The sequence below is a fragment of the Streptomyces sp. NPDC059897 genome, from assembly GCF_042730865.1.
Lineage (GTDB): Bacteria > Actinomycetota > Actinomycetes > Streptomycetales > Streptomycetaceae > Streptomyces.
Window position 1 is genome coordinate 366,243 of the sequence record NZ_JBHWKQ010000001.1, and the last position, 24,806, is coordinate 391,048.

At 71.5% G+C, this 24,806-nt stretch carries 21 protein-coding genes and 1 pseudogene; 5 read left to right on the forward strand and 17 right to left on the reverse strand.

The features are described from left to right. Positions 1–11 precede the first annotated feature (11 nt). The 4 genes and pseudogenes from ACFV9W_RS01780 to ACFV9W_RS01795 all read right to left on the reverse strand — a co-directional run bounded on the left by ACFV9W_RS01780 (position 12) and on the right by ACFV9W_RS01795 (position 5,101). Positions 12–776, reverse strand: coding sequence for a sulfite exporter TauE/SafE family protein (locus ACFV9W_RS01780; RefSeq protein WP_385754396.1), 765 nt, complete (start codon positions 774–776; stop codon positions 12–14). An 85-nt stretch (positions 777–861) separates the two neighbouring features. Further along, positions 862–2,377: pseudogene (locus ACFV9W_RS01785) on the reverse strand (long-chain fatty acid--CoA ligase). 331 nt (positions 2,378–2,708) lie between these two features. After that, positions 2,709–3,353: a LuxR C-terminal-related transcriptional regulator gene (locus tag ACFV9W_RS01790; RefSeq protein ID WP_385754398.1), complete on the reverse strand. Its 645-nt coding sequence runs from the start codon at positions 3,351–3,353 to the stop codon at positions 2,709–2,711. Continuing rightward, positions 3,344–5,101, reverse strand: coding sequence for a histidine kinase (locus tag ACFV9W_RS01795; protein WP_385754401.1), 1,758 nt, complete (start codon positions 5,099–5,101; stop codon positions 3,344–3,346). The genes ACFV9W_RS01790 and ACFV9W_RS01795 overlap by 10 nt, the downstream gene beginning before the upstream one ends. Before the next feature lie 264 nt (positions 5,102–5,365). On the opposite strand from ACFV9W_RS01795, the gene ACFV9W_RS01800 reads away from it, so the two are divergent. The 4 genes from ACFV9W_RS01800 (at position 5,366) to ACFV9W_RS01815 (ending at position 8,699) form a co-directional block, all read left to right on the forward strand. Continuing rightward, the gene (locus ACFV9W_RS01800; RefSeq protein WP_385754404.1) at positions 5,366–6,214 is read left to right on the forward strand and encodes a TetR family transcriptional regulator C-terminal domain-containing protein; all 849 of its coding nucleotides are present in this window, start codon (positions 5,366–5,368) and stop codon (positions 6,212–6,214) included. A gap of 76 nt (positions 6,215–6,290) precedes the next feature. Continuing rightward, complete coding sequence (locus ACFV9W_RS01805) at positions 6,291–7,181, forward strand: 3-keto-5-aminohexanoate cleavage protein (RefSeq protein ID WP_385754407.1); 891 nt, start codon at positions 6,291–6,293, stop codon at positions 7,179–7,181. A 52-nt stretch (positions 7,182–7,233) separates the two neighbouring features. Next, on the forward strand, positions 7,234–8,214 hold the full coding sequence (locus ACFV9W_RS01810) for a 3-hydroxyacyl-CoA dehydrogenase NAD-binding domain-containing protein (RefSeq protein WP_385754410.1): 981 nt from the start codon (positions 7,234–7,236) through the stop codon (positions 8,212–8,214). After that, on the forward strand, positions 8,211–8,699 hold the full coding sequence (locus ACFV9W_RS01815) for a thioesterase family protein (protein WP_385754413.1): 489 nt from the start codon (positions 8,211–8,213) through the stop codon (positions 8,697–8,699). The genes ACFV9W_RS01810 and ACFV9W_RS01815 overlap by 4 nt, the downstream gene beginning before the upstream one ends. 201 nt (positions 8,700–8,900) lie before the next feature. Here ACFV9W_RS01815 and ACFV9W_RS01820 read toward each other — a convergent pair whose 3' ends face one another. The 4 genes from ACFV9W_RS01820 to ACFV9W_RS01835 form a co-directional block, all read right to left on the reverse strand. After that, entirely contained in the window at positions 8,901–9,164 is a 264-nt protein-coding gene (locus ACFV9W_RS01820; protein WP_385754416.1) for a hypothetical protein, read from the reverse strand. Between the two features lie 67 nt (positions 9,165–9,231). Then, entirely contained in the window at positions 9,232–11,346 is a 2,115-nt protein-coding gene (locus ACFV9W_RS01825) for an MMPL family transporter (RefSeq protein WP_385754419.1), read from the reverse strand. Positions 11,347–11,426: 80 nt separating this feature from the next. Continuing rightward, positions 11,427–12,380, reverse strand: a complete 954-nt coding sequence (locus ACFV9W_RS01830) for a DMT family transporter (protein ID WP_385754422.1) — start codon at positions 12,378–12,380, stop codon at positions 11,427–11,429. Continuing rightward, positions 12,377–12,976, reverse strand: a complete 600-nt coding sequence (locus ACFV9W_RS01835) for a short chain dehydrogenase (protein ID WP_385754425.1) — start codon at positions 12,974–12,976, stop codon at positions 12,377–12,379. Before ACFV9W_RS01835 ends, ACFV9W_RS01830 begins: the two co-directional genes overlap by 4 nt. 71 nt (positions 12,977–13,047) lie before the next feature. Between ACFV9W_RS01835 and ACFV9W_RS01840 the strand changes: the two genes are divergently transcribed. Next, complete coding sequence (locus ACFV9W_RS01840; RefSeq protein ID WP_385754428.1) at positions 13,048–13,974, forward strand: LysR family transcriptional regulator; 927 nt, start codon at positions 13,048–13,050, stop codon at positions 13,972–13,974. A gap of 10 nt (positions 13,975–13,984) precedes the next feature. Here ACFV9W_RS01840 and ACFV9W_RS01845 read toward each other — a convergent pair whose 3' ends face one another. From ACFV9W_RS01845 to ACFV9W_RS01885, 9 genes are all read right to left on the reverse strand, one after another. Further along, the gene (locus ACFV9W_RS01845) at positions 13,985–14,635 is read right to left on the reverse strand and encodes a response regulator (protein ID WP_385754430.1); all 651 of its coding nucleotides are present in this window, start codon (positions 14,633–14,635) and stop codon (positions 13,985–13,987) included. Beyond that, the gene (locus ACFV9W_RS01850) at positions 14,632–15,801 is read right to left on the reverse strand and encodes a sensor histidine kinase (protein WP_385754433.1); all 1,170 of its coding nucleotides are present in this window, start codon (positions 15,799–15,801) and stop codon (positions 14,632–14,634) included. The genes ACFV9W_RS01845 and ACFV9W_RS01850 overlap by 4 nt, the downstream gene beginning before the upstream one ends. A gap of 134 nt (positions 15,802–15,935) precedes the next feature. After that, positions 15,936–16,859, reverse strand: coding sequence for a TauD/TfdA dioxygenase family protein (locus ACFV9W_RS01855; RefSeq protein ID WP_385754897.1), 924 nt, complete (start codon positions 16,857–16,859; stop codon positions 15,936–15,938). A gap of 345 nt (positions 16,860–17,204) precedes the next feature. Then, the gene (locus ACFV9W_RS01860) at positions 17,205–18,650 is read right to left on the reverse strand and encodes a glyceraldehyde-3-phosphate dehydrogenase (protein WP_385754436.1); all 1,446 of its coding nucleotides are present in this window, start codon (positions 18,648–18,650) and stop codon (positions 17,205–17,207) included. Between the two features lie 27 nt (positions 18,651–18,677). Continuing rightward, a complete protein-coding gene (locus ACFV9W_RS01865) occupies positions 18,678–19,895 on the reverse strand; it encodes a GDSL-type esterase/lipase family protein (RefSeq protein ID WP_385754439.1) in 1,218 nt (405 codons plus the stop codon). A gap of 63 nt (positions 19,896–19,958) precedes the next feature. Beyond that, positions 19,959–20,531: a TetR/AcrR family transcriptional regulator gene (locus ACFV9W_RS01870; protein WP_385754441.1), complete on the reverse strand. Its 573-nt coding sequence runs from the start codon at positions 20,529–20,531 to the stop codon at positions 19,959–19,961. A gap of 102 nt (positions 20,532–20,633) precedes the next feature. After that, entirely contained in the window at positions 20,634–21,398 is a 765-nt protein-coding gene (gene madM, locus ACFV9W_RS01875; protein WP_385754444.1) for a malonate transporter subunit MadM, read from the reverse strand. Position 21,399: 1 nt separating this feature from the next. Continuing rightward, positions 21,400–21,828: a malonate transporter subunit MadL gene (gene madL / locus ACFV9W_RS01880; RefSeq protein WP_385754446.1), complete on the reverse strand. Its 429-nt coding sequence runs from the start codon at positions 21,826–21,828 to the stop codon at positions 21,400–21,402. 83 nt (positions 21,829–21,911) lie between these two features. Then, positions 21,912–24,797: an AMP-binding protein gene (locus tag ACFV9W_RS01885; protein WP_385754449.1), complete on the reverse strand. Its 2,886-nt coding sequence runs from the start codon at positions 24,795–24,797 to the stop codon at positions 21,912–21,914. Positions 24,798–24,806: the final 9 nt, after the last annotated feature.

Genomic DNA, 24,806 nt, shown 5'->3' on the forward strand with positions numbered 1-24,806 from the left:
GCAAGAGGGCGTCAGTTCAGCAGGAGTTGGAGGCCGCCCAACACCGTCGCCGCGATGACGAGTTGCTCGAAGAGGCGCTGGTTGATGCGGTTCACGCACGCCTTGCCGATGATGGCGCCCGGGATGACGAACACGGCGAGCGCGGCGTCCAGGAGCAGCGAGCGGCCGTCGATGAGGCCGAGGCCCACGCTGAACGGCACCTTCGCGGAGTTCACGATGAGGAAGAACCACGCGGAGGTGCCCAGGAAGCCGAGCTTCTTGAAGCCCGCCGACAGCAGATACATGGACATCACGGGGCCGCCCGCGTTGGCGACCATGGTGGTGAAGCCGCCGAGCACCCCGTACGAGCCCGCCTTCACGCGGGCCGCGCGGCTCTGCGTCGACTCGGCCTCGGCGGCGGCCGCCTGCTTGCGGCGCCAGAGCGTCACCCCCGCCATGACGAGCAGGATCACGCCGATCGACATCCGTACGGCCCCGTCCCCCGCGAAGCCGAGGAAGACGGTGCCGAGGACGACGCCCGCGCCGACGGCCGGGAACAGGCGCCACAGGGTGGGCCAGTGGGCGTGCCGCCTGTAGGTGAGCACGGCGAGGATGTCGCCGCAGATCAGGATGGGGAGCAGCACCCCGGTGGACTCGCGCGCGGGCAGGATCGCGGCGAAGACCGCGAGGCTGACCGTATTGGCGCCGCTGACGGCGGTCTTGGAGAACCCCACCACCATGGCCGCGGCGGCCAGAGCGGAGAACTCCCAGGGGGTGATCCCGAATATGTCGTGCATGGCGAGAACAGATGCTAGACGCAACTACCTGTCGGGCGTCAGGGGTGCCACATGGTGATACGGGTTACGCAGCCCCTCCCCCCCCTCAGCCCGCGTACGTCTCCCGCAGCTCGCGCTTGAGGACCTTCATGCTCGGGCCGAGCGGCAGTTGGTCGGTGAATTCCACGCGGCGCGGGTACTTGTGCTTGCCGAGGTTCTCCTTGGCCCACGCGGTGAGTTCGGCGGCGTCCAGCGAGGCGTCGGGCTTGGCTACGACGACGGCGCACACCTCCTCGCCGTGCACGTCGTCGGGCAGGCCGATGACGGCTACATGGTCGATGCCGGGGTGGTGCATGAGCACCTCCTCGACCTCGCGCGGATAGACGTTGTAGCCGCCGCGGATGATGATGTCCTTCTTGCGGTCGACGATGCGGAGGTAGCCGTCCTCGTCCTTGGTGCCGAGGTCGCCGGTGCGGAACCAGCCGTCGACGAGGGCCTCCGCGGTCTGGTTCGGGACGGCCCAGGTAGCCGGAGAAGACGCAGTGGCCGCGGACCACGATCTCGCCGAGCTCGCCGGTGGGGAGGAGTTCGATGCGGTCGTCGAGTTCGGCGCGGGCGACCTCGACGTCGACGCCCCAGATGGAGTGGCCGATGGTGCCCGCCTTGGCGCCGTACCAGGGCTGGTTGACGGCGGCGACGGGCGAGGTCTCGCTCAGCCCGTAGCCCTCGTGGACGGGGGCGCCGAAGAGCTCCTGGAAGCGTTCGAGGACGGCGACGGGCAGCGAGGCGCCGCCGGAGACGGCGACCCTCAACTTCGGCAGCGTGTCCGCCTGTTCGGCCGCCGTGAGCAGATGCACGTACATGGTGGGCACGCCCTGGAAGACGGTGACGCCCTCGCGGACCATCAGCTCGACGGCCTTGGCGGCGTCGAAGCGCGGCATCAGGACGAGGGTCTTGCCGGCGCGCCAGGTGGCGTGCATGGAGGCGGTCTGGCCAAAGGCGTGGAAGAGCGGCAGGGCGCCGAGGACGATGTCGTTCGGGCTGTGCTCGTTGCAGTCGAAGGCCTCCACCGTCGCGTTCATCACGAGGTTGAAGTGGCTGAGCACGGCGCCCTTGGGGACGCCGGTGGTGCCGCTCGTGTAGAAGACGACGGCCGGGTCGTCGGCGTCGCGAGTGGCGTACGTGGCGACGGGCTCGGCGTCGTGCGTGAGCTTCTCCAGCTCGCCGTCGTCGCCGAGGGCGACGGTACGGATGCCGACGGCGTCGGCTGCCGCCCGGCCGGTCTCCAACTGCGCCGGGTGGCACAGCAGAAGCGTCGAGCCGCTGTCCTTGAGGACGTGCTCGACCTCGGGCGCCGACAGGAGCAGATGGACCGGGACGACGGCGGCGCCGGCCGCGATGGCCGCGTAGTAGGCGCGCGGGAACTCGGCGGTGTTGGGCGCCATGAGCGCGATCTTGTCGCCGGAGCGGACGCCGAGGCCGGTGAGGGCGGCGGCCTGCTTGCGGACCTGGAGCCACAGCTCGGCGAAGGTGCTGCGCAGTTCGCCCGCGACGAGGGCTGTCTTGTCGGGGTGCCGGCGGGCGTTGTCGGCGAGGATCGCGGCGAGCGAGAGAGTGGCCATCGGGTAGCGCTCCGTTCCGTACTGACTGCTGGTGCGGCGGTGGACCAGGTCGGAAGGGCGCCCCAGCACCGGATCAACTAAATTAGCGGCGCTAGTTTTGCCCTCCTGGTGGGACTCTACGCCCGTACCCCTACCGGACGGTATGTGCCCTGGGTCACTTCCGGATCTCAGGGCTGGCCCTGATGTCCGCCCCGGTCGGCCCGCCTACTGTGGAGGTCCGGCACCGCTCCGCGGACGACGCACGGGGGAAGTACGGGGGCTACGGGGGTAGCGCGTCGTCCGCCGGAGCGGGTAGCCGGAATCTCTTCCGCCCGAGGGGGGCAGGCGCGGATCAGCCGCGCAGGAAGCGCAGCACCGCCATCACGCGGCGGTGCTCGGCGGGGTCCGACTCCAGGCTCAGCTTGGCGAAGACGTTGCGGACGTGCGTCTCGACCGTCTTGCCGCCGATGACCAGCTTGTTCGCGATGGCCTCGTTGGAGCGCCCCTCGGCCATCAGCGCGAGCACATCGCGCTCGCGGCCGGTGAGTTCGTCGAGCGGCCCCGGCGGGCGCGGCACGTTCATGAGGCGGGCGACCACGCTCGGATCGACGACGGTCTCCCCCGCGGCCACCCGCTTCAGCGCCCCGCACAGCTCCTCCGCATCGGCGACGCGATCCTTGAGGAGATACCCGAAGCCCTCGGGCCGCTGGGCGAGCGAGCGCACGCTCGCGGTCGTCTCCACGTACTGGGACAGCAGCAGCACACCGACGTCCGGGTGCGCCGAACGCACGGCAGCCGCCGCGACCAGGCCCTCGTCGGTATGGGTGGGCGGCATACGGATGTCGAGCAGTACGGCGTCCGGGGCGTGCTCGGCGACCAGGGCGAGCAGCGGCGCGGTGTCCGCGCACTCGGCGACGACGTCGACTCCCTCGTCGGTCAGCAGCCGTACGATCCCCAGCCGAAGGAGTGCCGAGTCCTCGGCGACGATCACCCGCACGGAAGCTCCGCCCTGATTCTGGTTCCGCCCCCAGCGGGGCTGTCGATGTGCAGTACGCCGTCGACGGCTGCGAGCCGGTCGGCGAGGCCGCGCAGCCCGGTGCCGCGCGCGAGGTCGACGCCGCCGACGCCGTCGTCCACGGTCTCCACCACGAGCCGCCCGTCCTGGTGCCGGGCGGAGACGCTGACGGCCCTGGCCCCGGCGTGCTTGGCCGCGTTGGTGAGGGCCTCGCAGACGGTGAAGTACGCGGTGGACTCCACGAGCGGGTCGTAGCGGCGGGACTCGGCCGCGACGACGACCGGCACGGTGGCCTCCTCCGCCAGCTCGTTCAGCGCGGCGGCGAGTCCCTCGCGGGTGAGGACGGCGGGGTGGATGCCGTGCGCGATGCCGCGGAGTTCGGCGATGGCCTGCCGCACGCTGGTCTCCGCCTCGTCGGCGGCCTCGCGCAGCGTCGAGTCCGGGTGGTCGGCGAGGCCCTTCTGCACACGCCGCACGGACATCAGGGCGAAGACGAGGCGGGTCTGCGCGCCGTCGTGCAGATCGCGCTCCAGGCGACCGCGCTCGGCGTCGGCGGCCTGCACGATGCGGGTGGCGACGTCCTTCGCGCGCGTGCGCAGCCAGACGTTCTCCAGGGCGAGGCGCAGGGCGGCCGCCACGGACTGCAGGAGTTCGGGGTCCTCGTCGAGCGCCGGGTCGTGGCGGAGCAGGGCGAGCGGGCGGCCGTCGGCGGCGGCGACCGGGGTCCGGCCGCCCGAGCCGCCCGCGCCGACCTCGCGGCCGGAGCCGTCGACGTAGCCGCCGCGCCGCTCGTCCCACAGGCCGAGCCGCAGCGTCGGGTCGCCGAGGACGCGCTCCAGCGCCTCGCGAAGGCGCGCCGGGTCGGAGTCGGTGCCGATGTCGATGACGAGCCCGCTGACCTCGGCGCGCTGCAGACGCATGCGCAGCAGTCCGGCGAGGAAGGCGAAGGGGACGGCGACCTGGGCGAGGTCGGACAGCAGGTAGACGGCCTGTTCGGGCACCGAGCCGACGCCGCCGAACCAGGGCACTACGTAGAACAGCATGTCCCACATGAGGAACACGGTGGCGACGCCGATGCCGATCCAGGCGGGCAGCAGGGCACGCCTGCGGGCGGCGGACGCGTTCCGCCAGCGCAGCACGATCGCGACGGCGGCGACGACCGAGAGGACCCAGCCCGCCGCGTGGTAGACGGCGTCGAACGGGCCGAAGAGCCCGTCCCAGGCGGGCACGTGCAGCAGGTTCGGCCCGCAGTCGCGGCAGTCCAGGTACGTCGCCCCGCCATGGGCCGCCGGGTCGAACAGGAGCGTGCGCACGAGTCCGCCGATGGCGACGAGCCCGTACGCGGCCTGGACCAGGCGGCGCGTGAGGACGGTGGTGAGGCGGCCTTCGGGGAACGACAGGATGAGGTGCAGGAGGACCGCCATGTTCAGCGCCTCCCACCAGGCGCCGAAGGCGAAGAGCGCGGGCACCGCGGTGCCCTGGAGGTTGCCGAGGAACCAGGTGATGCCTTCGAGCACCATCAGGCGCCCGGTGTGGTTGGCGGGCCTGCGCCGCCAGGCGAGGATGCCGGCGACCGCGTACGCCCAGCCCACCGCGAGATCCCGGACGAGGTCGCCCGCGGACGCGCCGCTGCGCGCGTACGCCCACGCGCCCACCACTCCCGATACTGCGGCGAGGGCCGCGGCCCCGGTCAGGCGCAGCCGAACCGCCCGCTCACCCTGACTGTCCACGGCCACACGTTAAGGCATCCGGGGGTGGGGCGGGGTAATCGAGCGGGGCGTGCGGTCGTACTCGGAGTCACTGGGGGATCACCGGGGGCCGATGGGGTCACTGAGGGGTTTTGCGGTCACTGGGGCGCCTGGGCGCCGACTTGTCGTTGCGGCCTGTTGCGGTGGTGACTGATGAGCAAGTCAGAGGCTCAATGGCCAGGGTTATCCCAGGAAACAGGTCGCCCGTGTTGTGTTCTTCTCAACGCATGGTTAGGGTCGTGCCCCGTGGAATCCAGCAACGAGGCAACCCCTGCCGACACCGCCGCCCGCGTCCGTGAGGTCATCACGGCGGCCGGTGTCAGCCAGCGCGAGTTCGCGCGCCGCATCGTCATGGATCCGTCGAAGCTCTCCCGCTCCCTGAGCGGCACCCGCCGTTTCACGGTGGCCGAGCTGGCACGGATCGCCGACGAGGCGCGCGTCGACCCGGGCTGGCTGCTCGGCGCGCGGCCCCAGGAGGCCGAGGTCGAGGCACCGGCGCCCGTGGAGGGCGGTCGGCCGCTGCAGATCGTCCAGGAGACGGTCCGGCTCGTCGCCGAGAACGGCTTCCACGCGGTGCGGGTCTCCGACATCGCCCGCGCCTGCGCCACCAGCACCGCCGCGATCCACTACCACTTCCCCGGCCGCGCGGACCTCCTGGAGGCCTCCGTGCGCTGGTGCATGGACGAGGACACCGCGCGCCGCGCCGCCCACCTCGCGGAGGCGGACGACGCGGCGGCGGAGCTGCGCCAGCTCATCGAGCTGCAGACGCCGCGCACCGACCAGCAGCGGCGCCAGTGGAAGGTGTGGCTCGACCTGTGGGCCGAGGCCGCGCGCTCCACGACGGTGGGGCGGCTGCACACCGAGTACTACCGGCAGTGGCGGGAGACCGTCGCGGACGTTCTGCGTCGTGGTGTCGACCAGGGCGTGTTCCGCTCGTCCGTCGACCCCGGGGCGGCTGCGTTCGCGCTGACCGCGCTGATCGACGGGCTTGCCACGCAGGTCCTGTCGGTGAGCCGGGAGTCGTTCGGGTCGGCCGCGGATGCGATGCACGCGGCGCTGACTTCTTACGTGGACAGCGTGATCGCGAACCCGTAGCCGACGCCGCGGGGCTCTGCCCCGGACCCCGCTGCCTCAATTGCCCAGCCGTTCGAAACACATGGGAGGTCCCCCTATGCCCAACGAAAACGTCATCATCACCGCCGCTCTCACCGGCGCCGGCAACACCGTGCGCCGCAGCCCGCACGTGCCCGTCACCCCGGAGCAGATCGCCAAGAACGCCGTCGAGGCGGCCGACGCGGGTGCCGCCGTCGTGCACATCCACGTACGGGACCCCGAGACCGGTGACCCCTCGCGCGACACGAAGCTGTACCGCGAGGTCGTCGAGCGGATCAAGGAGACCGGCACCGACGTCGTCATCAACCTGACCGCCGGCATGGGCGGCGACCTGGTGATCGACCCGAACGAGCCGCTCAACCACCTGCCCGGCACCGACCTCGTCAGCGGCCTCGACCGGCTGCCGCACGTCGAGGAGCTGCTGCCCGACATCTGCACGCTCGACTGCGGCTCGCTGAACTTCGGCGACGGCTCGAACCTGTACGTGTCGACGCCCGACATGCTGCGCCAGGGCGCCAAGCGCATCCAGGAGCTCGGTGTGCGGCCCGAGCTGGAGATCTTCGACACCGGCCAGCTGTGGTTCGCCAAGCAGCTCCTCGCCGAGGGCCTGCTCGACGACCCGACCGTGTTCCAGCTGTGCATGGGCATCCCGTGGGGCGCCCCGGCCGACCCGGGCGTGCTCCAGTCGATGGTCAACATGCTGCCGGAGGGCGCCCAGTTCGCCAGCTTCGCGCTCGGCCGCATGCAGATGCCGTGGGTGGCGCAGTCGATCCTGCTCGGCGGGCACGCCCGCGTCGGCCTGGAGGACAACCTCTACCTCGGCAAGGGCAACAAGGCGACCAACGCGCAGCTCGTCGAGCGCGCCGTGACCATCACGGAGTCCCTCGGCTCGCGCGTCGCGACGCCGGACGAGGCCCGCGCGATGCTCGGCCTCAAGCCGCGTTCCTGAAGCTCCGCGCCCCGCTCCCCCACCCGCATCACCGGAAGGCAACATCACCCTCATGACCTCCCCCCTCACCGCTCCCGAGGACGTCCGCCGGGTCGCCTGCGTCGGAGCCGGCGTCATCGGCGGCGGCTGGGTCGCCCACTTCCTCGCACGCGGCTACGACGTGAAGGCCTGGGACCCCGCCCCGGACGCCGAGCAGAAGCTGCGCCGCCTGGTCGACGCCGCCTGGCCCGCCCTCACCGAGATGGGCCTCGCCGACGGCGCCTCCCGCGACCGCCTCACGGTCGCCCCGACGCTCGAAGAGGCCGTCGCCGACGCCGAGTTCGTGCAGGAGAGCGCCCCCGAGGACCTCGACCTCAAGCGCGACCTGCTGTCCCGGCTCGACGCCGCGGCCCCGGAGGGCGTCGTCATCGCCTCGTCGACCTCCGGCTACCCGATGACCGACATGCAGACCACTGCCGCGAACCCCGCGCGCCTGGTCGTCGGCCACCCGTTCAACCCGCCGTACCTGATCCCGCTGGTCGAGGTCGTCGGCGGCGAGAAGACCGACGCCGACGCCAGCGCCTGGGCGTCCCGCTTCTACGAGGTCGCGGGCAAGTCGGTCATCTCCATGGACCGCGAGGTGCCGGGCTTCATCGCCAACCGGCTCCAGGAGGCCCTGTGGCGCGAGGCGCTGCACATGGTCGCCAACGGCGAGGCGACGGTGAAGGAGATCGACGACTCGATCACCGAGGGCCCCGGTCTGCGCTGGGCGTTCATGGGCCCGATGCTGACGTTCGCGCTCGCGGGCGGCGAGGGCGGCATGGCGCACATGCTGGACCACTTCGGTCCGTCCCTGAAGTCGCCGTGGACGCGACTGGAGGCCCCGGAGCTGGACAAGCAGCTGTACGACTCGGTGGTCGCGGGCTGCGATGTCGCCGCGGACGGCCGTTCCATCGCCGAGCTCGTCGCCGAGCGCGACCAGGGCGTCATCGATGTGCTGCGTGCCACAGGCAGGTTGAACAAGAGCGGCAGCGGGAAGGCGGACCCGCGATGAGTACCGCAACCACCGCCCTGCCGCTTCTGCACCGCACGGTCCGTCCCGAGTGGATCGACTACAACGGTCACATGAGCGAGGCGTTCTACGTCCTCGCCTTCGGGCACGCCACCGACGCCATGATGATCGAGACGGGCCTGGACTCGACGTACCGGGAGTCCACCCACTGCTCGCTCTACACGGTCGAGTCCCACATCCGCTATCTGCGTGACGTCCCCGAGAGCGCCCATCTCGCCATCCGTACACGGGTGTTGGGCGTCGCGTCGAAGAAGGCGCGCTTCACGCACGAGATGTTCGTCGTCGACGACGAGGCGGGCGAGCCCGCCCCGAACGCGGCTCCGGTGGCGACCACCGAGCTGCTCGCGATCCACGTCGACCAGGAGGCGGGGAAGGCGGCCGAGTTCCCGGCCGCGATCCGCGACCGCTTCACCGAGCTGACGGAGCCCGCGCCGGAGTGGGCGGGCCGGTCGATCGCCGTCGTCTGACGCGACGCGCGACCGCCTGACGTCATACGAGGGCCCCGGACCGTGTTGTCCGGGGCCCTCGTGGCCTACGACGTGGCGCGGATCGGAGCCGACCGCGCATACCCACCCCGTATCGGGGCACCCGCCTTCTTGGGCCCCGTCGTGTCTCCCCCGTCGCGACGGGGCTCCCTCATGTCCCCACCGTCCGGTGAGGCGGCGGCGTCAGCCCAGAAAGTCGGTCGGCGCCCCCTGCGAACTGATGGTGCCGGTCGTCAGAATCTTTGCGGGGTCGAGACCCGGGTCCGCGTCGGAGGCGTTGTCGGCGGAGGCAGGAGCGGTCAAGGACTCCTCCGCGGGGATCGCGTCCGGGCTCGCCATGCCCAAGCCGCCGTCAGCGGCGTCACCAGCCACGGCAGGAGTGGCGAGGGACGCCGCTGAGGCGGCCAGGAAGAGAGCGGCGGCAAGGCGCTTCGTGGTGGTGTGCATGCCCCGCCCAACGATCACGGTTCGGCGAGGGCACGGGCGCACCGCCCCCGCCGTCAGCACTACGCAACTACTGTCGCGGCGCCGCCAAGGGTTCCGCCGGGGCCTCGTCCTCCTCCCGTACGTCGATCCGCTCGTGCAGCCTGCGCAGCGGGCGCGGCGCCCACCATGCGCGCTTGCCCAGCAGCGCCATGCTCGCGGGCACGAGCAGCATCCGTACGATCGTCGCGTCGATCACGACCGCCAGGGTGAGGCCGAGGCCAATCTCCAGGATGGGGGCGAAGCCTCCCGTCATGAAGGCGCCGAAGACGACGGCCAGGAGCAGTGCCGCGCAGCTCACGACGCGGCCCGAGCGGCGCAGCCCGGTCACGACCGCTTCCTGCGCGTCCCCTGTCGCGCGCCAGGCCTCGCGCATCCGGGCGAGGATGAACAGCTCGTAGTCCATGGCGAGCCCGAAGGCGATGGCGACGATGAGCGGGGGCGCGGTCAGGCTGAGCGCGCCGAGGCCCTCTCCGCCGAGCCAGGACGCGGCGTGTCCGTCCTGGAAGACGAGGACCACCACGCCGAGTGCGGCGCCCAGGCTGAGCAGGGTGGTGAGGACGGTGCGCAGCGGGATGAGGAGCGAGCCGGTGTAGGCGAAGAGCAGGGCCAGGATGCCGGCGAGGACGGTGAGCGCGGCCCAGGGGGCGCGGTCGGCGAGCATCTGCCGGAAGTCGACGAGCCGGGCGGCGACACCCGCCACACTCACCGGATCGCCACCGCGCAACTCCCGTACTTGTTCAACGAGTTGAGTGGCCGTGTCCCCGTCGACCGAGCCTGCCGGGGTGACGTGCAGGACGCGGGTTCCGTCGTCGAGGGTCTGTGTCTCGGACGACGCGACGCCGTCCAGCGCCTTGACGCGGGTCTCGAAGGCGGGGTCGGTTCCGGGGCGTGCCACGACCACGATCGGGTCGACGCCGACCCCTGCCGGGTAGTGCGCGTTCACGGTGTCGTACAGCTGTCGGGCCTCGGTGGAGGCGGGGAGTTGGCGGGCGTCGCCGATGTCGATGCGCAGGTTCGCGACCGGGAGCGCGAGGGTGAGCAGGGCGAGGACGCTGACCGTCGTCACGGCGATGGGGCGGCGGGCCGAGAACCGGGCGAGGCGGGCGAAGACGCGGCCCTCCTCGCCGGATGCGCGCGGCTTGGACGGGGCGATGCGGCCGCCGAACCGGGTGAGCAGGGCGGGCAGCAGCGTCAGCGCGGCGAGCATGTCGACGACCACGACGGCGGCCACGGCCAGGCCCATGCTGCGCAGGAACGGGCTCGGGAAGACGAGCAGTCCGCTGAGGCTGACGGCGACGGTGAGCCCGGAGAAGAGGATGGTGCGGCCCGCGCGTTCGACGGTGCGGTGCACGGCCTCGACGACGTCCGCGCTCGTCCGGCGTTCCTCCCGGAACCGCATCACCATCAGCAGCGCGTAGTCCACGGCGAGGCCGAGCCCGAGCATGGTCGTCACCTGGTTCACGTACACGGAGATCTCGGTGACCTGGCTGAACCCGAACAGGGCGAGGAACGCGCCCGCCACACCGCTCACCGCGACGAGCAGCGGAAGACCGGCCGCACGCAGCCCACCGAAGATCAGCAGAAGCAGTCCGAGCACCACGGGCAAGGATATCAACTCGGCACGCTGGACGTCCTCTTGGGCCCGTTCACCGAGCTGCCGGCCGAGCAGCGGCCCACCACTGACGTACACGTCGGCACCATCGATCTCCTTGACACGTTCCGCGACGGCGTCGACGGTCCCCTCCTCCGCGTCGTCGTCGAGGCCGCCCTTCAGGGTGACGGACACGATGAGCGCGCGGCCGTCCTCGGAGGCCAGGCCCTTGGTGGCGTACGGGTCGGGAACGGCGGCGACGCCAGGAACGCGCCGCAGGTCGGTGACGGCCTCTTCGACGTGCCCGCGCAGCGCGGGATCGGCGACGCGCGGCGCCTCGACGACGGCGCTGAGGGATTCGCCGCGCGGGTCGATGTCGTCGAGGAGTTCGGCGGTGCGGTCGGACTCGGTGCCCGGCACGTCGGGGACCGAGTCGGAGAGCCGGCCGAAGACACCGGTGCCGAGCCCGAAACCGAGCACGATCAGGGCGATCCAGGTGAGGATCACGGTACGGGGGCGGCGGGTCGCCGCCCGGGCGAGTGCGCTGAGCACGGCGCCTCCTCGGAGGGTTCCGATGGGTCACCGTCAGCGTCGCCGCGCACGGGGTGCGGCGGATCGCCGGTGCGAACGGTTCACGGCTCCCGCGCGGGAGGGAGGCGGGGCGGGCGGCATGGGTCGCGCGGGTGAGGGCCGGCCGACGGGCGCCCGCCGCACACTGCCTGCGTGAGGACGGCGGCGCACAGGATGAGGGCGATCGCGACGACCGTGGTGGCGTGGAGTGGTTCGCCGAGCAGGCCGACGCCGATGGCCAGGGCCACCACGGGTGGGATGTACGTCGCGGTCGACGCGGTCAGGGCGCCGAGTCCGGCCACGGCGACGTAGTAGCAGACGAAGGCGAATCCGGTGCCGATGACGCCGAGCCCGAGGGCGACGCCGGTCAGCGCGGCCGGGTCCCGGGCGATGGCGGTGATCCCGTGCAGGTCGGTGACCAGGGCAAGGCCGAGTGTCGCGAGGAGCATCTGGTACGTCGCCGAGGCCGCCGCGGGGATGCCCAGCGGGCTGATGAACCGGCGCGTGTAGCCGAACGAGGCCCCCAGGCCGGCGGAGCCGAGCAGCATCCACGCGAGCCCGGCGGTGTCGATCTCGTCGGCGGCCCAGGGGCGGGCCAGCGTCACCACGCCGACCGCCCCTGCGGCCACGCCGATCGCCTTGCGTGCGGTGAACGGCTCCGTGCGGAACACCAGGACGGCGGCGACGGAGGCGAACAGCGGGATCGATCCGCTCAGCGCACCCGCGATGCCGCTGTCGAGGCGGTACGTGCCGGCCGCGTAGGCGTAGTAGTAGAAGCCCGTGGCCAGCACCGCTTGCACGGCGAAATGCGGGACGTGCCGCAGGTGCCGCCACGCCAGGGACCGCGTGACCAGGGCGAAGACCAGAATGGGCACGACACCGAACGCCACGCGCAGCAGTGTCGTCTGCGCGGGGCTGATGAACGGCGCGGCCAGGTGCATGAACACGAAGTTCACGCCCCAGACCAGCCCCAGTGCGGTGAAGGCCGCCATCGCCACGCGGCGGGATGCGGTCATGGGAGCGCGACGACCTCTCCGGTGGCCGCGCCCTCGATCGCCTTCTGGAATCCGCGCGCGACATCGGCCAGGCCGACCGGGGCGAAGCCGGGGAAGAAGTCGCCGAAGTCGTCCAGGCTCTCGGTGAACACCGACGGGCTGATCACGTTGATCCGCCGCGGGGCGATCTCGATCGCCGCCGCGCGGACGAACGCCTCGACGGCGCCGTTGACGGTCGCCGCGGCGGCCCCGGACACGACCGGGTCGCGCGAGGGGATCCCGCTGATCAGCGTGAACGAGCCGCGTTCGGACACATGGCCCAGGCCGGTGCGGACGAGGTCGATCTGCGCGAGCGCCTTCTGCCGCCAGGCCGACTCGAAGTCCTCGGAACGGAGTTCGCCGAGCGGCGCGTAGGGCACGTCCCCGGCCGCCGAGACGACGGCGTCGACCTGCCCGACCCGCTCCCACATCCGTGCCAGCTGCTCCTGGTCGGAGATGTCGCACCGGACGTCCCCGGACGTCCGGCCGACGGTGACGATGTCGTGGCCCCGCGCGCCCATCAGCTCGTGGACGGCCCGGCCTGCTTTTCCTGCTGCACCTACGAGAACGATTCGCATGCCCCGAAGCTAGATTCCGGCGTGCTCGGGAGGGAAATACGCCGACGCACCACCTGTTATACGCTGGGCGTATGGATGTGGAGCTGCGACATCTGCGCGCCCTGGTCGCCCTGGCCGAATCCGACACGTTCACGACCGCCGCGGCCGTACTGGGCACGACGCAGCCGACCCTGTCGCGGACGATCACACAGCTTGAAGAGATCACCGGCGTGCGGTTGGTCGAGCGGACGACTCGGGAGATGTCCTTCACTCCGGCCGGGCGCCGCTTCTCCGCGACCGCGCGCGACCTGCTCGCCTCGCTCACCAGCGCGCTGGACGATCTGGGCCGGGCGGAGGCCCCACTGCGGCTCGGCTGGGCCTGGGCCGGCTTCGGCCGTCACACGGTCCCGCTGCTCCAGGAGTGGCGGCGGGCCCGGGCCGGAGCGGTCGAACTCAGCCGCCCGCGCGACCCGTTGGAGGCCCTCCGGCGCGGTGCCATCGACGCGGCCCTCGTCCGCAGGACGTCACCGTTGCCGGAACCTCAGCCCGACCTCGCGGTGGCCACCCTGTTCACGGAGCGGCTGGTGGCGGCGATCGCCACGGACGACCCACGGGCGGGGAGGAACACCGTCACGCTGCCCGAACTGGCCGAAGGACCCCTCGCCGTCTGCTCGACCGCGCCCACGGTGACCGACCACCTGTGGGACCACACCGGCCGCGCCCCGCGCACGATCAGCGTGGCGAACACCGACGAATGGCTGACCCGGATCTCCGTCGGCGATGCGGTGGGCGTGACCGCGGAAGCCACCACGTACAACCACCAGGCCCCCGACGTGGCCTACGTGGCGATCGAGGACTCTCCGCGGGTGGAGGTCGCCCTCGCCTGGCCCGCCGGCGACCCGCACCCGCAGGTGCTCGACTTCGCCCGGTTCGCCCGCGACTATTTCGACCGGCTTCTTCAGACCAACACCCCACCGTTCAGCCTCAACCACGGTGAGAAAACACAGGGGTTGAGCTGATCGGAACCACCTATCCCGGCGCCACCAACCCCGACTCGTACGCACAGATGACCGCCTGGACGCGGTCGCGCAGGTGGAGTTTGCTCAGGACGTTGCTGACGTGGGTCTTGACGGTGTGTTCGCTGACGTGGAGGGTCGCGGCGATCTCCGCGTTGGTGAGGCCGCGGGCGAGGTGGCGCAGGGTTTCCGTCTCGCGGGCCGTGAGGGCCGAAAGGGTGGGCAGCTGCGGGGACTTGGGCCTTCGGCGGGTGACGTCGGCGACGAGGCGGCGGGTCACGGACGGCGCGAGGAGGGAGTCGCCCGCCGCCACGACGCGGACCGCGTGCACGAGGTCGTCGCGGCGGACGTCTTTCAGGAGGAAGCCGGACGCGCCCGCGTACAGGGCCTCGTAGACGTACTCGTCGAGGTCGAACGTCGTCAGCATGACGACCCGGCAGCTGGACTGTTCGCAGACGCGGCGCGCCGCTTCGATGCCGTCCATGTGCGGCATGCGGATGTCGAGGAGGAGGACGTCCGGGGCGTGGCGGCGCACGGCGGTGACGGCCTCGGCACCGTCGGCCGCCTCGGCGACCACCTCGATGTCGGGCTGCGCGTCGAGGATCATGGTGAAGCCGCTGCGCACCAGTTCCTGGTCGTCGGCGACCACGACGCGGATGCTCATGGCGCCCTTTCGGCGGCCTGCCGGGCCGTCGCGGGCAGTCGGGCACTCACCCGGAATCCGCCGTGCGGGCCAGGGCCGCTGTGCGCGCTGCCGCCGCAGGCCGCGGCGCGTTCCTCGATGCCGACGAGGCCACGTCCGGCACCGGCCGCGTGCGCGCCGCCGGTTCCGTCGTCCGTCACGGTGATCGCCAACTCCGTGTCCCCCCAGTCGAGTTGTACGTCCGCCCGGGCAGCGTACGCGTGCTTGACCGTGTTGGTCAGTGCTTCCTGGACGATGCGGTACGCGGCGGTCTCCGTTTCGGCGCCGATGGGGCGGGGGTGGCCCGTGGTGTGCAGGGTCACGGCCACGCCGGTGGTCGCGGACACCTGGCGGATCAGGTCGGGGAGGCGGGCGAGGCCGGGGACGGGGGCCTCCAGGCCGCCCGTGCCGTTTCCCGGGTCCGTCAACACGCCCAGGATCAGGCGGAGTTGCTGCATCGCCTCGCGGCCGGCGCCCGCTATCGCGTCGAACGCCGCCTCGGCGCGCGCGGGGTTGCTGCGCACGACGACGGGGCCCGCCTCGGCCTGGACGACCATCAGGCTGACCGCGTGGCCGACCACGTCGTGCATGTCGCGGGCGATCCGGGCGCGTTCGCTGGTGACGGCGCGGTCCCGGTCGATCTCGCGCTCCCGTTCCAGGGCGCGGGCGCGCTCCTCCAGGGCGGCGGTGTACGCGCGCTGGGTGCGGGCGAGGAGCCCGAATCCGTAGGCGCTGAGGAGGCTGAGCAGGTGGAAGGCGTACTCGAAGGGTGCGGCGTGCTCCTTCATGGACATCGTCGCCGAGGCGCCGATCACCCAGCCGACGAGCATGAGGCGGCGCGGCGCGGGCTCCGCGTAGGCCGCCAGCGTGAAGAGCACGACGAGCCCGCCGTAGACGACGTCGGGCGGCGGCGCGTGGTACAGCGCCATGGCCGGGGTGGCGCACGAGATCGCGCTAGCGCACAGGATCGGCGCGCGCCTGCGCCACACCAGAGGCACTGCCGTGCCCGCGCCCAGCAGGAAGCCCTGCCAGGACAGTGGGTCGTCGCCCTCGTCGGGGAACAGGAACTGCAGGGAGACGGCGAACAGGACGAGGGCGGCCAGCGCCCCGTCGACGAGGTACGGGCTGGTGCGGCGCGGCAGACGCATGGTGCGGCTCCTCGTGGCCTGGTCCCTGCGCGGAGCGGCGTCGGCTCCGCGGGGCCAGTATCGAGGGGCGACCCGGTCAACACCTCACCGGCGAGAGGGATTTCGGGCCGCCCGCACCGGACCGGAAGAGTTCCCTAGAAGGGCCGGTCCCCCGCGATGGCGACGCGTTCGGCGACCCGGCGGGCGTCGCCGTAGTCGGCCACCGCGTAGTGCTGGGTGGCGCGGTTGTCCCAGAAGGCGATGTCGCCCGGCTGCCAGTGGAACCGGACCTGGAACTCCGGCACGTGGGCCTGCTGGTACAGAAGCCGCAGCAGCCGGTCGCTCTCGGCACGCTCCATGCCGAGGATCCGGGTGGTGAAGGACGTGTTCACGAAGAGCATGCGGCGCCCGGTCTCCGGGTGGCGGCGCACGACGGGGTGGGTGACCGGCGGGAACAACTCCTGCCACTGGGCGAGCCGTTCGGGACCGTAGAAGCGGCGGAAGCCGGGCAGGAAGTCGTGCTCGGCCTCGGCGCCCTCGATACGCGCCTTCACCTCGTCCGAGAGGTTGTCGTACGCGGCCGCCATGTCGGCCCACATGGTGTCGCCGCCGAACGGCGGTACCTCGCGCAGCTGCAGCACGGCGCCGAGGGCGGGGCGTTCGCGGAAGGTGACGTCGGTGTGCCACACGTTCTCGTAGCTGGGGACACCGCCCGCGCCCTTGTCGAAGCGGACGACGTCCTCGCTGTCGCCGCGCTCCAGGAGCGGATTGGTCTCCAACTCGCCCCAGTTGCGGGCGAAGTCGCGCTGGCTCTCGCTGGTGAGGTGCTGGCCGCGGAAGAAGAGGACCTTCCATTCGAGCAGGGCCCGGTTCAGCTCCTCGCGCAGCTCCGGGGAGAGCGGCCGGCTCAGGTCGAGGCCGCGGATCTCGGCGCCGATGGTGGCGCCCTGCGGGACGAGCTCGAACAGCTCGTAGGGGCGGTCCTGCCAGTCCTCGGGCATGCGGCGCAGCACGCGGCGCCCCTCGTAGAGGCCGTCGGCGGGAATCTGGGCGGGGCGCAGCGAGAGAGAAGGGGGCATTTCGGTCACGGACAAGGGGAGCCTCCACAGGCACGCGGTGACGGGGGAACGCGCTGAACACGCTGAACGTGAGAGAGATCCGTACGTGCGGAACGTGGGTGGCCGACACCCTGCGACAGGGCGCCGACTGCTACGAGACGTACGGGACAGGCGGCGAGGGGTCTACAAGCCCGCTACAAGCCGCTGCGCCCGCAACCACATCGGTCCGGAACGGGGGCCGTTCCGGATGCGAGGGTGCGAGACGTCAACATGTGCCCCATCCTGCGCCCCACTTGATCATCCCGTCAAGTGCCGCGAGGCCGGCCCCGCACGATGCGGGACCGGCCTCGGGACATGTGCCGTACGTCAGGCGGTGGGCGCCGGGAACGTCGGGTACTCGACGCCGGAGACGTGCTGGACGACGCGGATCACCTGGCACGAGTAGCCGAACTCGTTGTCGTACCAGAGGTAGAGGATCGCGTTGTCGCCGTCGACCTTGGTCGCGCCCGCGTCGACGATCGAGGCGTGCCGCGAGCCGAGGAAGTCGCTGGAGACCGCGTCCGGCGAGTCCGTGAAGTCGATCTGGCGGCGCAGCGGCGAGTTCAGCGAGACGTCGCGCAGGTGGTCGAGGACCTCGTCGCGAGTGGTCTCGCGGCCCAGCCGCAGGCTGAGGATCGCGATCGAGACGTCGGGGACGGGCACGCGGATCGAGGAGCCGGTGATCGGCGCCTTGAGGTCCGGCAGGGCCTTCGCGACGGCGGAGGCGGCGCCCGTCTCGGTGATGACCATGTTGAGCGGCGCGGAGCGGCCGCGACGGTCGGCCTTGTGGTAGTTGTCCAGCAGGTTCTGGTCGTTCGTGAACGAGTGGACGGTCTCCACGTGACCGCGCTCCACGCCGTACTCCTCGGCCATCGCCTTGAGCGGCGGCACGATCGCGTTCGTGGTGCAGGAGGCGCAGGACAGGATCTGCTCGTCCGGCTTGATCGTGTCGTGGTTGACGCCGTGCACGATGTTCGGCACGTCACCCTTGCCGGGCGCGGTGAGGACGACCTTGTCGATACCGGGACGCAGGTGCTCGGAGAGGCCCGCGCGGTCGCGCCACTTGCCGGTGTTGTCGATCAGGATGGCGTCCTTGATGCCGTACGCCGTGTAGTCGATCTCCGACGGGTCGTTGGCGTAGATCACCTTGATCGCGTTGCCGTTGGCGTTGATCGTGCTGTTCGCCTCGTCAACGGTGATCGTGCCCTGGAACTGGCCGTGGATCGAGTCGCGGCGCAGCAGCGAGGCACGCTTCACGAGGTCCTGCTCACCGCCGCCGCGCACCACGATGGCGCGCAGGCGCAGGCCGTTGCCGGACCCCGCCTTCTCGATGAGCAGGCGGGCGACGAGGCGGCCGATGCGGCCGAAGCCGTAGAGGACGACATCGCGGCCCTCACCGCGCTCCAGCTTCAGGGCTCCGGTGGCACCGGCGACGGCCTCGGCGGTGAACTCCTCGACGCTCAAGCCCCGGTCGTCGGTCTTGTACGTCATGGCGAGGATGCCGAGGTCGATCTGGGAGGGCCCGAGGTCGAGCTCGGCGAGAGCCTTCAGGAAGGGCATCGTCTCGGTGACCGAGAGCTCCTCGCCGGCGATCTGGCGGGCGAATCGGTGGGCCTTGAGCAGGCTGACCACCGACTTGTTCACCAAGGAGCGGCTGTGCAGCAGGACGTTCACGTCCCGCTCGCGGTGCAGCTTCCCGATGATCGGGATCATTGCCTCCGCGGTCTCCTCGCGGTGCTTCCAGTTGGTGAACGAGTCGTCGTTGACAGTCACGTGCGTCTCTTTCGAGCTAGGCGGCGCTCAAATGGTAACCCGCCCATTCGGGTGATCGATCAGGGGGCCGATTCCCAGGTCCGCGAAGCGCTCGCCGATGCGGCGGTGGGCCTCCGCGTCGGGGTGCAGCGAGTCGGGCAGCGGGAGCTCCTCGTGGTCCTTCTCGCCGTACAGCTCACGGCCGTCGAGGTAGTGCAGGTGCGGGTCGTCGGCCGCGCGCTGGGCGACGATGCGGGCCAGTTCCTCGCGGATGGTTTCGAGGGTGAGCTTGCCCTGGGCCGTCTCCGCCGGGTCGCCCATGGCGACGAAGCGCAGCTGACCGGTGGCGATGCTGCTGAAGTCGGGGGCGCCGGGCCCGGGCGTCTTCTCGTGGATCGGGCACAGGATCGGCGAGACGACGAGGAGCGGGGTGTCCGGGTGCCCCTCGCGGATGGTGTCGAGGAAGCCGTGCACGGCGGGGGTGAAGGCCCGCATGCGCATCAGGTCCGCATTGACGATGTTGATCCCCATCTTGACGCTGATCACGTCGGCCGGGGTGTCGCGCAGGGTGCGCGCGGTGAACGGGTCGAGCAGGGCGCCGCCGCCGAACCCCAGGTTGACCAGCTCGACGCCGCCGAGGGACGCGGCGAGCGCGGGCCAGGTCTCGGTCGGGCTCGCGGCGTCGGAGCCGTGGCTGATGGAGCTGCCGTGGTGCAGCCACACCTTGCGGCCGGACGCCGGGACCGGCTCGACCGGGGCGTCGGCGCGCAGGGCGACGAGTTCGGTCGTCTCGTTGTGCGGCAGCCAGATCTCGACGGTCTTGGCGTCTCCCGGCAGGCCCTCGAAGCGGACGGTGCCGGGCTGTCCGGCCGTGTGCTCGAAGGTGCCCGCCGACATGTCGATGGTGAGGGTGTCTCCGCCGGTCACACTCCCCTGCGCGGCGAGCGTCCCGTCGACCAGCAGGTCGTAGAGGCCGTCGGGGCGCGGCGGCACGCCTACGTAGGCGCGCTTGGTCGGCACCGTGTCGAGTTCGATGACCGTGGCGCGAGTGCGGAACGCGAGGCGGACGCCCGCGGGCTGCGACTCGGCCATGGCCAGCTGGCCGTCCCGGTTCTGGGCGCGGGCCCGGGCCGGGAGGCGGTGGGGCAGGAGGCCGCCGCGCGCGGTGCGTTCGATGTCGATCGCACCGCGGACGAGGTCGTCGGTGATGGGTACGTCCACGGCCGTCGGGTCGCTGGCGGACGCGGGAGTGCCGGGGTGATTCATGGTGGTGCCCAAACCTGTTCGTCGGGGTGGGGAACGGGTGCGCGTGCGCGGGCCGCGTGGCGGTCAGGGCTTCGCGGGCCAGTTCCGCAGGGTCGCGTCGAGCGCGTCCAGGGACCGCGCCCAGCTCTCGTCCGAGTCGGGTGCGCTGTGGCTGAAGCCGCCCGCCGCCTCCAGGCTCACGTAGCCGTGGAAGACGCTGCCCAGGAGCCGGACGGCGTGGGTCTGGTCGGGTTCGGTGAGGTCGTAGCCGCGCAGCACCGCGCGCGTCATCTGCGCGTGCCGCACACCCGCGCTCGCCGCCGCCGTCTCCGGGTCGAGCCGGTACTGGCCGGCGGCGTAGCGGCCGGGGTGCTCGCGGGCGTAGTCCCGGAAGACGTTGCCGAGCGCGACGAGCGCGTCCTTCCCGGACCGTCCCGCGAGGGCGTCGGCGGCCCGGTCGGCCATCTCCTGGAGGGCGATCAGGGCGATCCGCGTCTTCAGGTCGTGCGAGTTCTTGACGTGCGAGTACAGGCTCGCGACCTTCACGTCGAACTGGCGGGCCAGCGCGGAGACGGTCACATGCTCGAAGCCGACCTCGTCCGCGAGCTCGGCCCCGGCCCGCGCGAGCCGCTCCGTGGTGAGTCCGACGCGCGCCATGTCCGTACGACCTCCCCTTGCACCCACTCGCCATTACCTATGTCGAGTGTGCACCTAGCTAAACCCTTTAGGCAAATCCCGAAGCCTTTGGGCAGGGAGCCGTCACCCGCCGACGAGCGCTCTCAGCGACACGTAGAAGAGCGAAGGGCCCAGGAGGCAGCCGACGCCCGTGTAGAAGGTCGCGGTCATCGCCCCGTACGGGACGAGGCGCTTGTCGGTGGCCGCGAGGCCGCCGGCGACGCCGGACGTGGTGCCGAGCAGGCCGCCGAAGGCCATCGCCGACTTGGCGTTGTTCAGGCCGATCAGCCGCGCGGCGAACGGCGTACCCACCATCACCACCACGGACTTGACCAGACCCGCGGCGACCGACAGCGCGATCACGTCCGAACTCGCGCCCACCGCGGTGCCCGTGACGGGACCCACGATGTACGTGGCCGCGCCCGCGCCGATGGTCGCGAGCGAGGCCGCGTCCCGGTAGCCGAAGAGCGCGGCGACGAGCGCGCCCGCGACGAAGGAGACGACGACGCCCAGCAGAATCGAGAGCGCCCCGGCGGGGCCCGCGCCCTTGATCTCCTTCAGGTCGACGCCGTACGCGGTGGAGACGATCGCGAAGTCACGGAGCATCGCCCCGCCCATCAGGCTCATCCCGGAGAGCGCGGCGATGTCGGCGACGCCCGCCTCTCCCCCGGTCGCCGAGCCGCCCCAGTAGGCGAGCGCGAGGCCGAGCACGATGGCGATGGCGGAGCCCTGGAGCCGCCCTCGGGTCAGTTTCTTGGACACCCAGGCCGAGACCAGCATCAACGTGCCGACCAGGGCGAAGGCGACTATGAGTCCGTTGTCCTTGCAGACGGAGACGAACGTATCCACGTCAGACCCCCTGCTTCGCGGTGGCGGCGCCGACCTCGGATGCGGGAGCTTCGTCCGGGTCCGGGAGCGGTTCCCCGCGCCCTCCGATCCGCGCGATCACCGGCACCAGGGCGAAACCCGCGACGAGCGCGAGCAGCCCGGCCAGCAAGGCCATCGGGCCGCCGGTGACGCCCTTGTACACGTTCTGCGTCGACGCCATCGCGATCACGATGGGGATGTACATCGCGCTCCAGAAGAGCACGCCCTGTTCGCTGGCCTCGGGGAACTTCCCCTTCTGGCGCAGCCAGTGGGTCGCGAACACGAGCATGATCATGGCGAAGCCGACGCCGCCGACATTGGCGTCGACGCCGAGCGCCTCGCCCAGGTATTCACCGACGAGCGTGCCCGTGAGCATGCACACCGCCAGCGCTGCCACTCCATAGAGGACCATCGTCTTCTCCACATTGAGAGACCGGGAAGTAAGTAAGCGAGCACGTGGGGGGGGGAACGAGGAATGGGGAGGGTGGGTGAGGGTCAGGACGTCGTGAACAAGTCCGCGTACCTCTTGCGGAGTTCAGCCTTCTGGACCTTGCCCATGACATTGCGGGGCAGCGACTCCACGACGCGTACGGCGCGCGGGTGCTTGAAGCGGGCGAGGTCGGCGGAGATGGCGTCGATGAGCTCCCGCTCCTGCGGCTCCTGGCCGGGCGCGGCGACGACCACGGCGACGACCGTCTCGCCGAAGTCCGGGTGCGGGACGCCGATCACGGCGGATTCGAGGACCGCGGGGTGGGCGTCGAGGAGGCTCTCGATCTCCTTGGGGTAGACGTTGAAGCCGCCCGAGATGATCAGGTCCTTGCCGCGCCCGGAGATGCAGAGGTAGCCGTCCTCGTCGATGAGTCCGAGGTCGCCGGTGATGAAGAAGCCGTCCTCGCGGAACTCGGAGGCGGTCTTCTCGGGCATCTGCCAGTAGCCGGCGAAGACGTTGGGGCCGCGGACCTCGACGCTGCCGACCTCCCCGTCGGGCAGCGGCTTTCCGGTCTCGGCGTCGACCACGCGGATCTCCGTGCCGGGCAGCGCCTTGCCGACGGTGCCGGGCTTGCGGGGGCCGCCCTCGTACGGGTTGGTGGTGTTCATGCCGGTCTCGGTCATGCCGTAGCGCTCGAGGATGGCGTGTCCGGTACGGGCCTCGAACGCCTCGTGGTCGCTGGCCAGCAGCGGCGCCGAGCCGGAGACGAACAGGCGCATGGACGCGCAGGTCTCCGGGGTGACCTTCTCGTGCTTGAGGAGCCGCGTGTAGAAGGTGGGCACGCCCATGAGCACGGTGGCGCGCGGCAACAGCTCCGCGATGGTGTCGGCGTCGAACTTCGGCAGGTAGAACATGGAGGCGCCCGAGGCGAGCACCATGTTGGCGGCGACGAAGAGGCCGTGCACGTGGAAGATCGGCAGGGCGTGGATCAGCCGGTCCTCGGACGTGAACTGCCAACTGCCCAGGAGGGCTTCGCAGTTGGACGCCAGGTTCTGGTGGGTCAGGATCGCACCCTTGGAGCGGCCGGTGGTGCCGGAGGTGTAGAGGATGGCCGCCGGGTCGTCGGCTGTCGACTCGTGTACGTCGTCGTGGTGGGCGTCGCCTTCGAGGAGGCTGCCGTCGCCCGCGACGCCGAGGGTCTCGACGACGAGGTTCGGGCCCTCGCGGTGGGCGTGGTCGGCGCGGCGCTCGGGCGGGCAGACGAGGACGCGGGGCTCGGCGTCGCCGATGAAATAGTCGATCTCGGCGCCGGTGTAGGCCGTGTTGAGCGGCAGGAACACACCACCGATCTGCAGCGTCGCCAGGTAGAGGGCGATGGCCTCGACCGACTTGTCGACCTGCATGGCGACACGGTCGCCGGGGGTGACACCGTCGGCGACGAGGCGCGCGGCGATGCGCCGCACGAGGTCCGCGGTCTCGCGGTAGGTCACGGACCGCCCGCCGGGCAGCTCGAAGAGCGCCTTGTCCGGGCGGAGTTCCACCTGCGCGGCGAAGGACCGGTGGATGGTGCGGAAGGGTGCCGCCGGATCGCTCTCGCGCGTGCCTGTCGGGGTGGTCATCGAGGTGGTTCCTTTCTTGAGGGTGTTGCCGGTCGCCAGCGGGCCGCCGACCGCGACGGAGCCGCGGCGCACGAAGTCCTCGTGGCGGCGCTCCAACTGGTCCGGTTCGTAGCGGTAGTTGATCATTGCGCCGTAGGACTGGCGCCAGGCGTCGGGTGAGGCGTTGGCGGGCCAGTCCAACTGCCAGGCGGCGGCGCCGTTTCCGAGGTGGAAGCGGGCGACCGGGTCGAGAGGACGGCCGTCGGGGCGCCGCTCGGAGGTGATGTAGCGGGCGAGGACCGGGAGGAGGCGGGGGCGGATGCGGTCGGCCGTGCCGCCCTCGGCGGCGGCGTCCGGGGCGCTCAACTCCGCAGCCAGAGCGGCGAGTTCGGGATCGCGCTCTGCCTGACCCTCCAGCCACGCCCGGAATCCGGGGATCGGTGACAGCGTCGCGAACTGTGTCAGGTGCGGGAGCTGTTCGCCGACCTGCTCGATGACCTGCTTGATGAGGAAGCTGCCGAAGGAGACTCCGGCGAGGCCGTCGAGCGCGTTGTTGATGGAGTAGAGCGCCGCCGTGTCCGCCTGCGCGGGGCTGAGCACGGGGCCGGGTTCCAGCAGCGGGGCAATGCTGTCGGGCAACCCGCGGACGAGGGCGACCTCCACGAAGATCAGGGGTACGTCGCCGGTGGCCGGGTGGAAGAAGGCGTAGACGCGGCGGTCCTCGGGCTCGATGCGGCGCCGCAGTTCGGCCTCGTTCGCCATCGGGTGCACCCGCTCGCCGCGCAGCAGATGGTGGTGCAGCTCCGGCGGCGAGTCCACGGTGACCTCCTGCATGCGCAGGAAGCCGCGGTTGAACCAGGACGTCAGCAGGTGGAGGAAGTCGTGATCCAGGGGCCGCAGTTCGGGGTGGGCGGGCAGCAGGCGGCGCAGGTCGGCACGCATGTGGACCAGGGCGAGGGTGGCGTCGGGCGCGTGGTTCATGCGGCGCAGGAGCTGCTGGCGGGCCGGTTCGACGACGTCGAAGAGGCCGACGAGCTCCGCCTCGCCCTGGGAGCCGGCGGCGCGGGCCTCCTCCCAGCGGCGGTAGGCGGCACGGACCTGGTCGGCGTCTGCGTCGTAGGTCTTGGTGATGTGGGCGAAGAAGGCGATCCTGCCCGCGTCGTCGAGCGCGTCGTACGCGGCGAGGGCGCGGGCCGCGACGGCGCGCATGGAGGCCTCGCCGACGTCGCTCATCAGGACCTCGCAGGCCGCGAGCAACTGGTCGAGCGGGGCATCGGGCTCCGGGCGGCCGGTGCGCCGCTCCCCGAGAGCCCGGTACAGGTCGGACAGCAGCCAGCCGTCGTGCCGGTCCATCGCCGCTCC

Coding starts and splice junctions, on each gene's coding strand:
- ACFV9W_RS01780 (WP_385754396.1), bottom strand. CDS start 776: ATGCACGACATATTCGGGATCACCCCCTGGGAGTTCTCCGCTCTGGCC.
- ACFV9W_RS01805 (WP_385754407.1), top strand. CDS start 6,291: ATGCCCAACGAAAACGTCATCATCACCGCCGCTCTCACCGGCGCCGGC.
- ACFV9W_RS01810 (WP_385754410.1), top strand. CDS start 7,234: ATGACCTCCCCCCTCACCGCTCCCGAGGACGTCCGCCGGGTCGCCTGC.
- ACFV9W_RS01815 (WP_385754413.1), top strand. CDS start 8,211: ATGAGTACCGCAACCACCGCCCTGCCGCTTCTGCACCGCACGGTCCGT.
- ACFV9W_RS01820 (WP_385754416.1), bottom strand. CDS start 9,164: ATGCACACCACCACGAAGCGCCTTGCCGCCGCTCTCTTCCTGGCCGCC.
- ACFV9W_RS01830 (WP_385754422.1), bottom strand. CDS start 12,380: ATGACCGCATCCCGCCGCGTGGCGATGGCGGCCTTCACCGCACTGGGG.
- ACFV9W_RS01835 (WP_385754425.1), bottom strand. CDS start 12,976: ATGCGAATCGTTCTCGTAGGTGCAGCAGGAAAAGCAGGCCGGGCCGTC.
- ACFV9W_RS01840 (WP_385754428.1), top strand. CDS start 13,048: ATGGATGTGGAGCTGCGACATCTGCGCGCCCTGGTCGCCCTGGCCGAA.
- ACFV9W_RS01845 (WP_385754430.1), bottom strand. CDS start 14,635: ATGAGCATCCGCGTCGTGGTCGCCGACGACCAGGAACTGGTGCGCAGC.
- ACFV9W_RS01850 (WP_385754433.1), bottom strand. CDS start 15,801: ATGCGTCTGCCGCGCCGCACCAGCCCGTACCTCGTCGACGGGGCGCTG.
- ACFV9W_RS01855 (WP_385754897.1), bottom strand. CDS start 16,859: ATGCCCCCTTCTCTCTCGCTGCGCCCCGCCCAGATTCCCGCCGACGGC.
- ACFV9W_RS01865 (WP_385754439.1), bottom strand. CDS start 19,895: ATGAATCACCCCGGCACTCCCGCGTCCGCCAGCGACCCGACGGCCGTG.
- ACFV9W_RS01870 (WP_385754441.1), bottom strand. CDS start 20,531: ATGGCGCGCGTCGGACTCACCACGGAGCGGCTCGCGCGGGCCGGGGCC.
- madL (WP_385754446.1), bottom strand. CDS start 21,828: ATGGTCCTCTATGGAGTGGCAGCGCTGGCGGTGTGCATGCTCACGGGC.
- ACFV9W_RS01885 (WP_385754449.1), bottom strand. CDS start 24,797: ATGGACCGGCACGACGGCTGGCTGCTGTCCGACCTGTACCGGGCTCTC.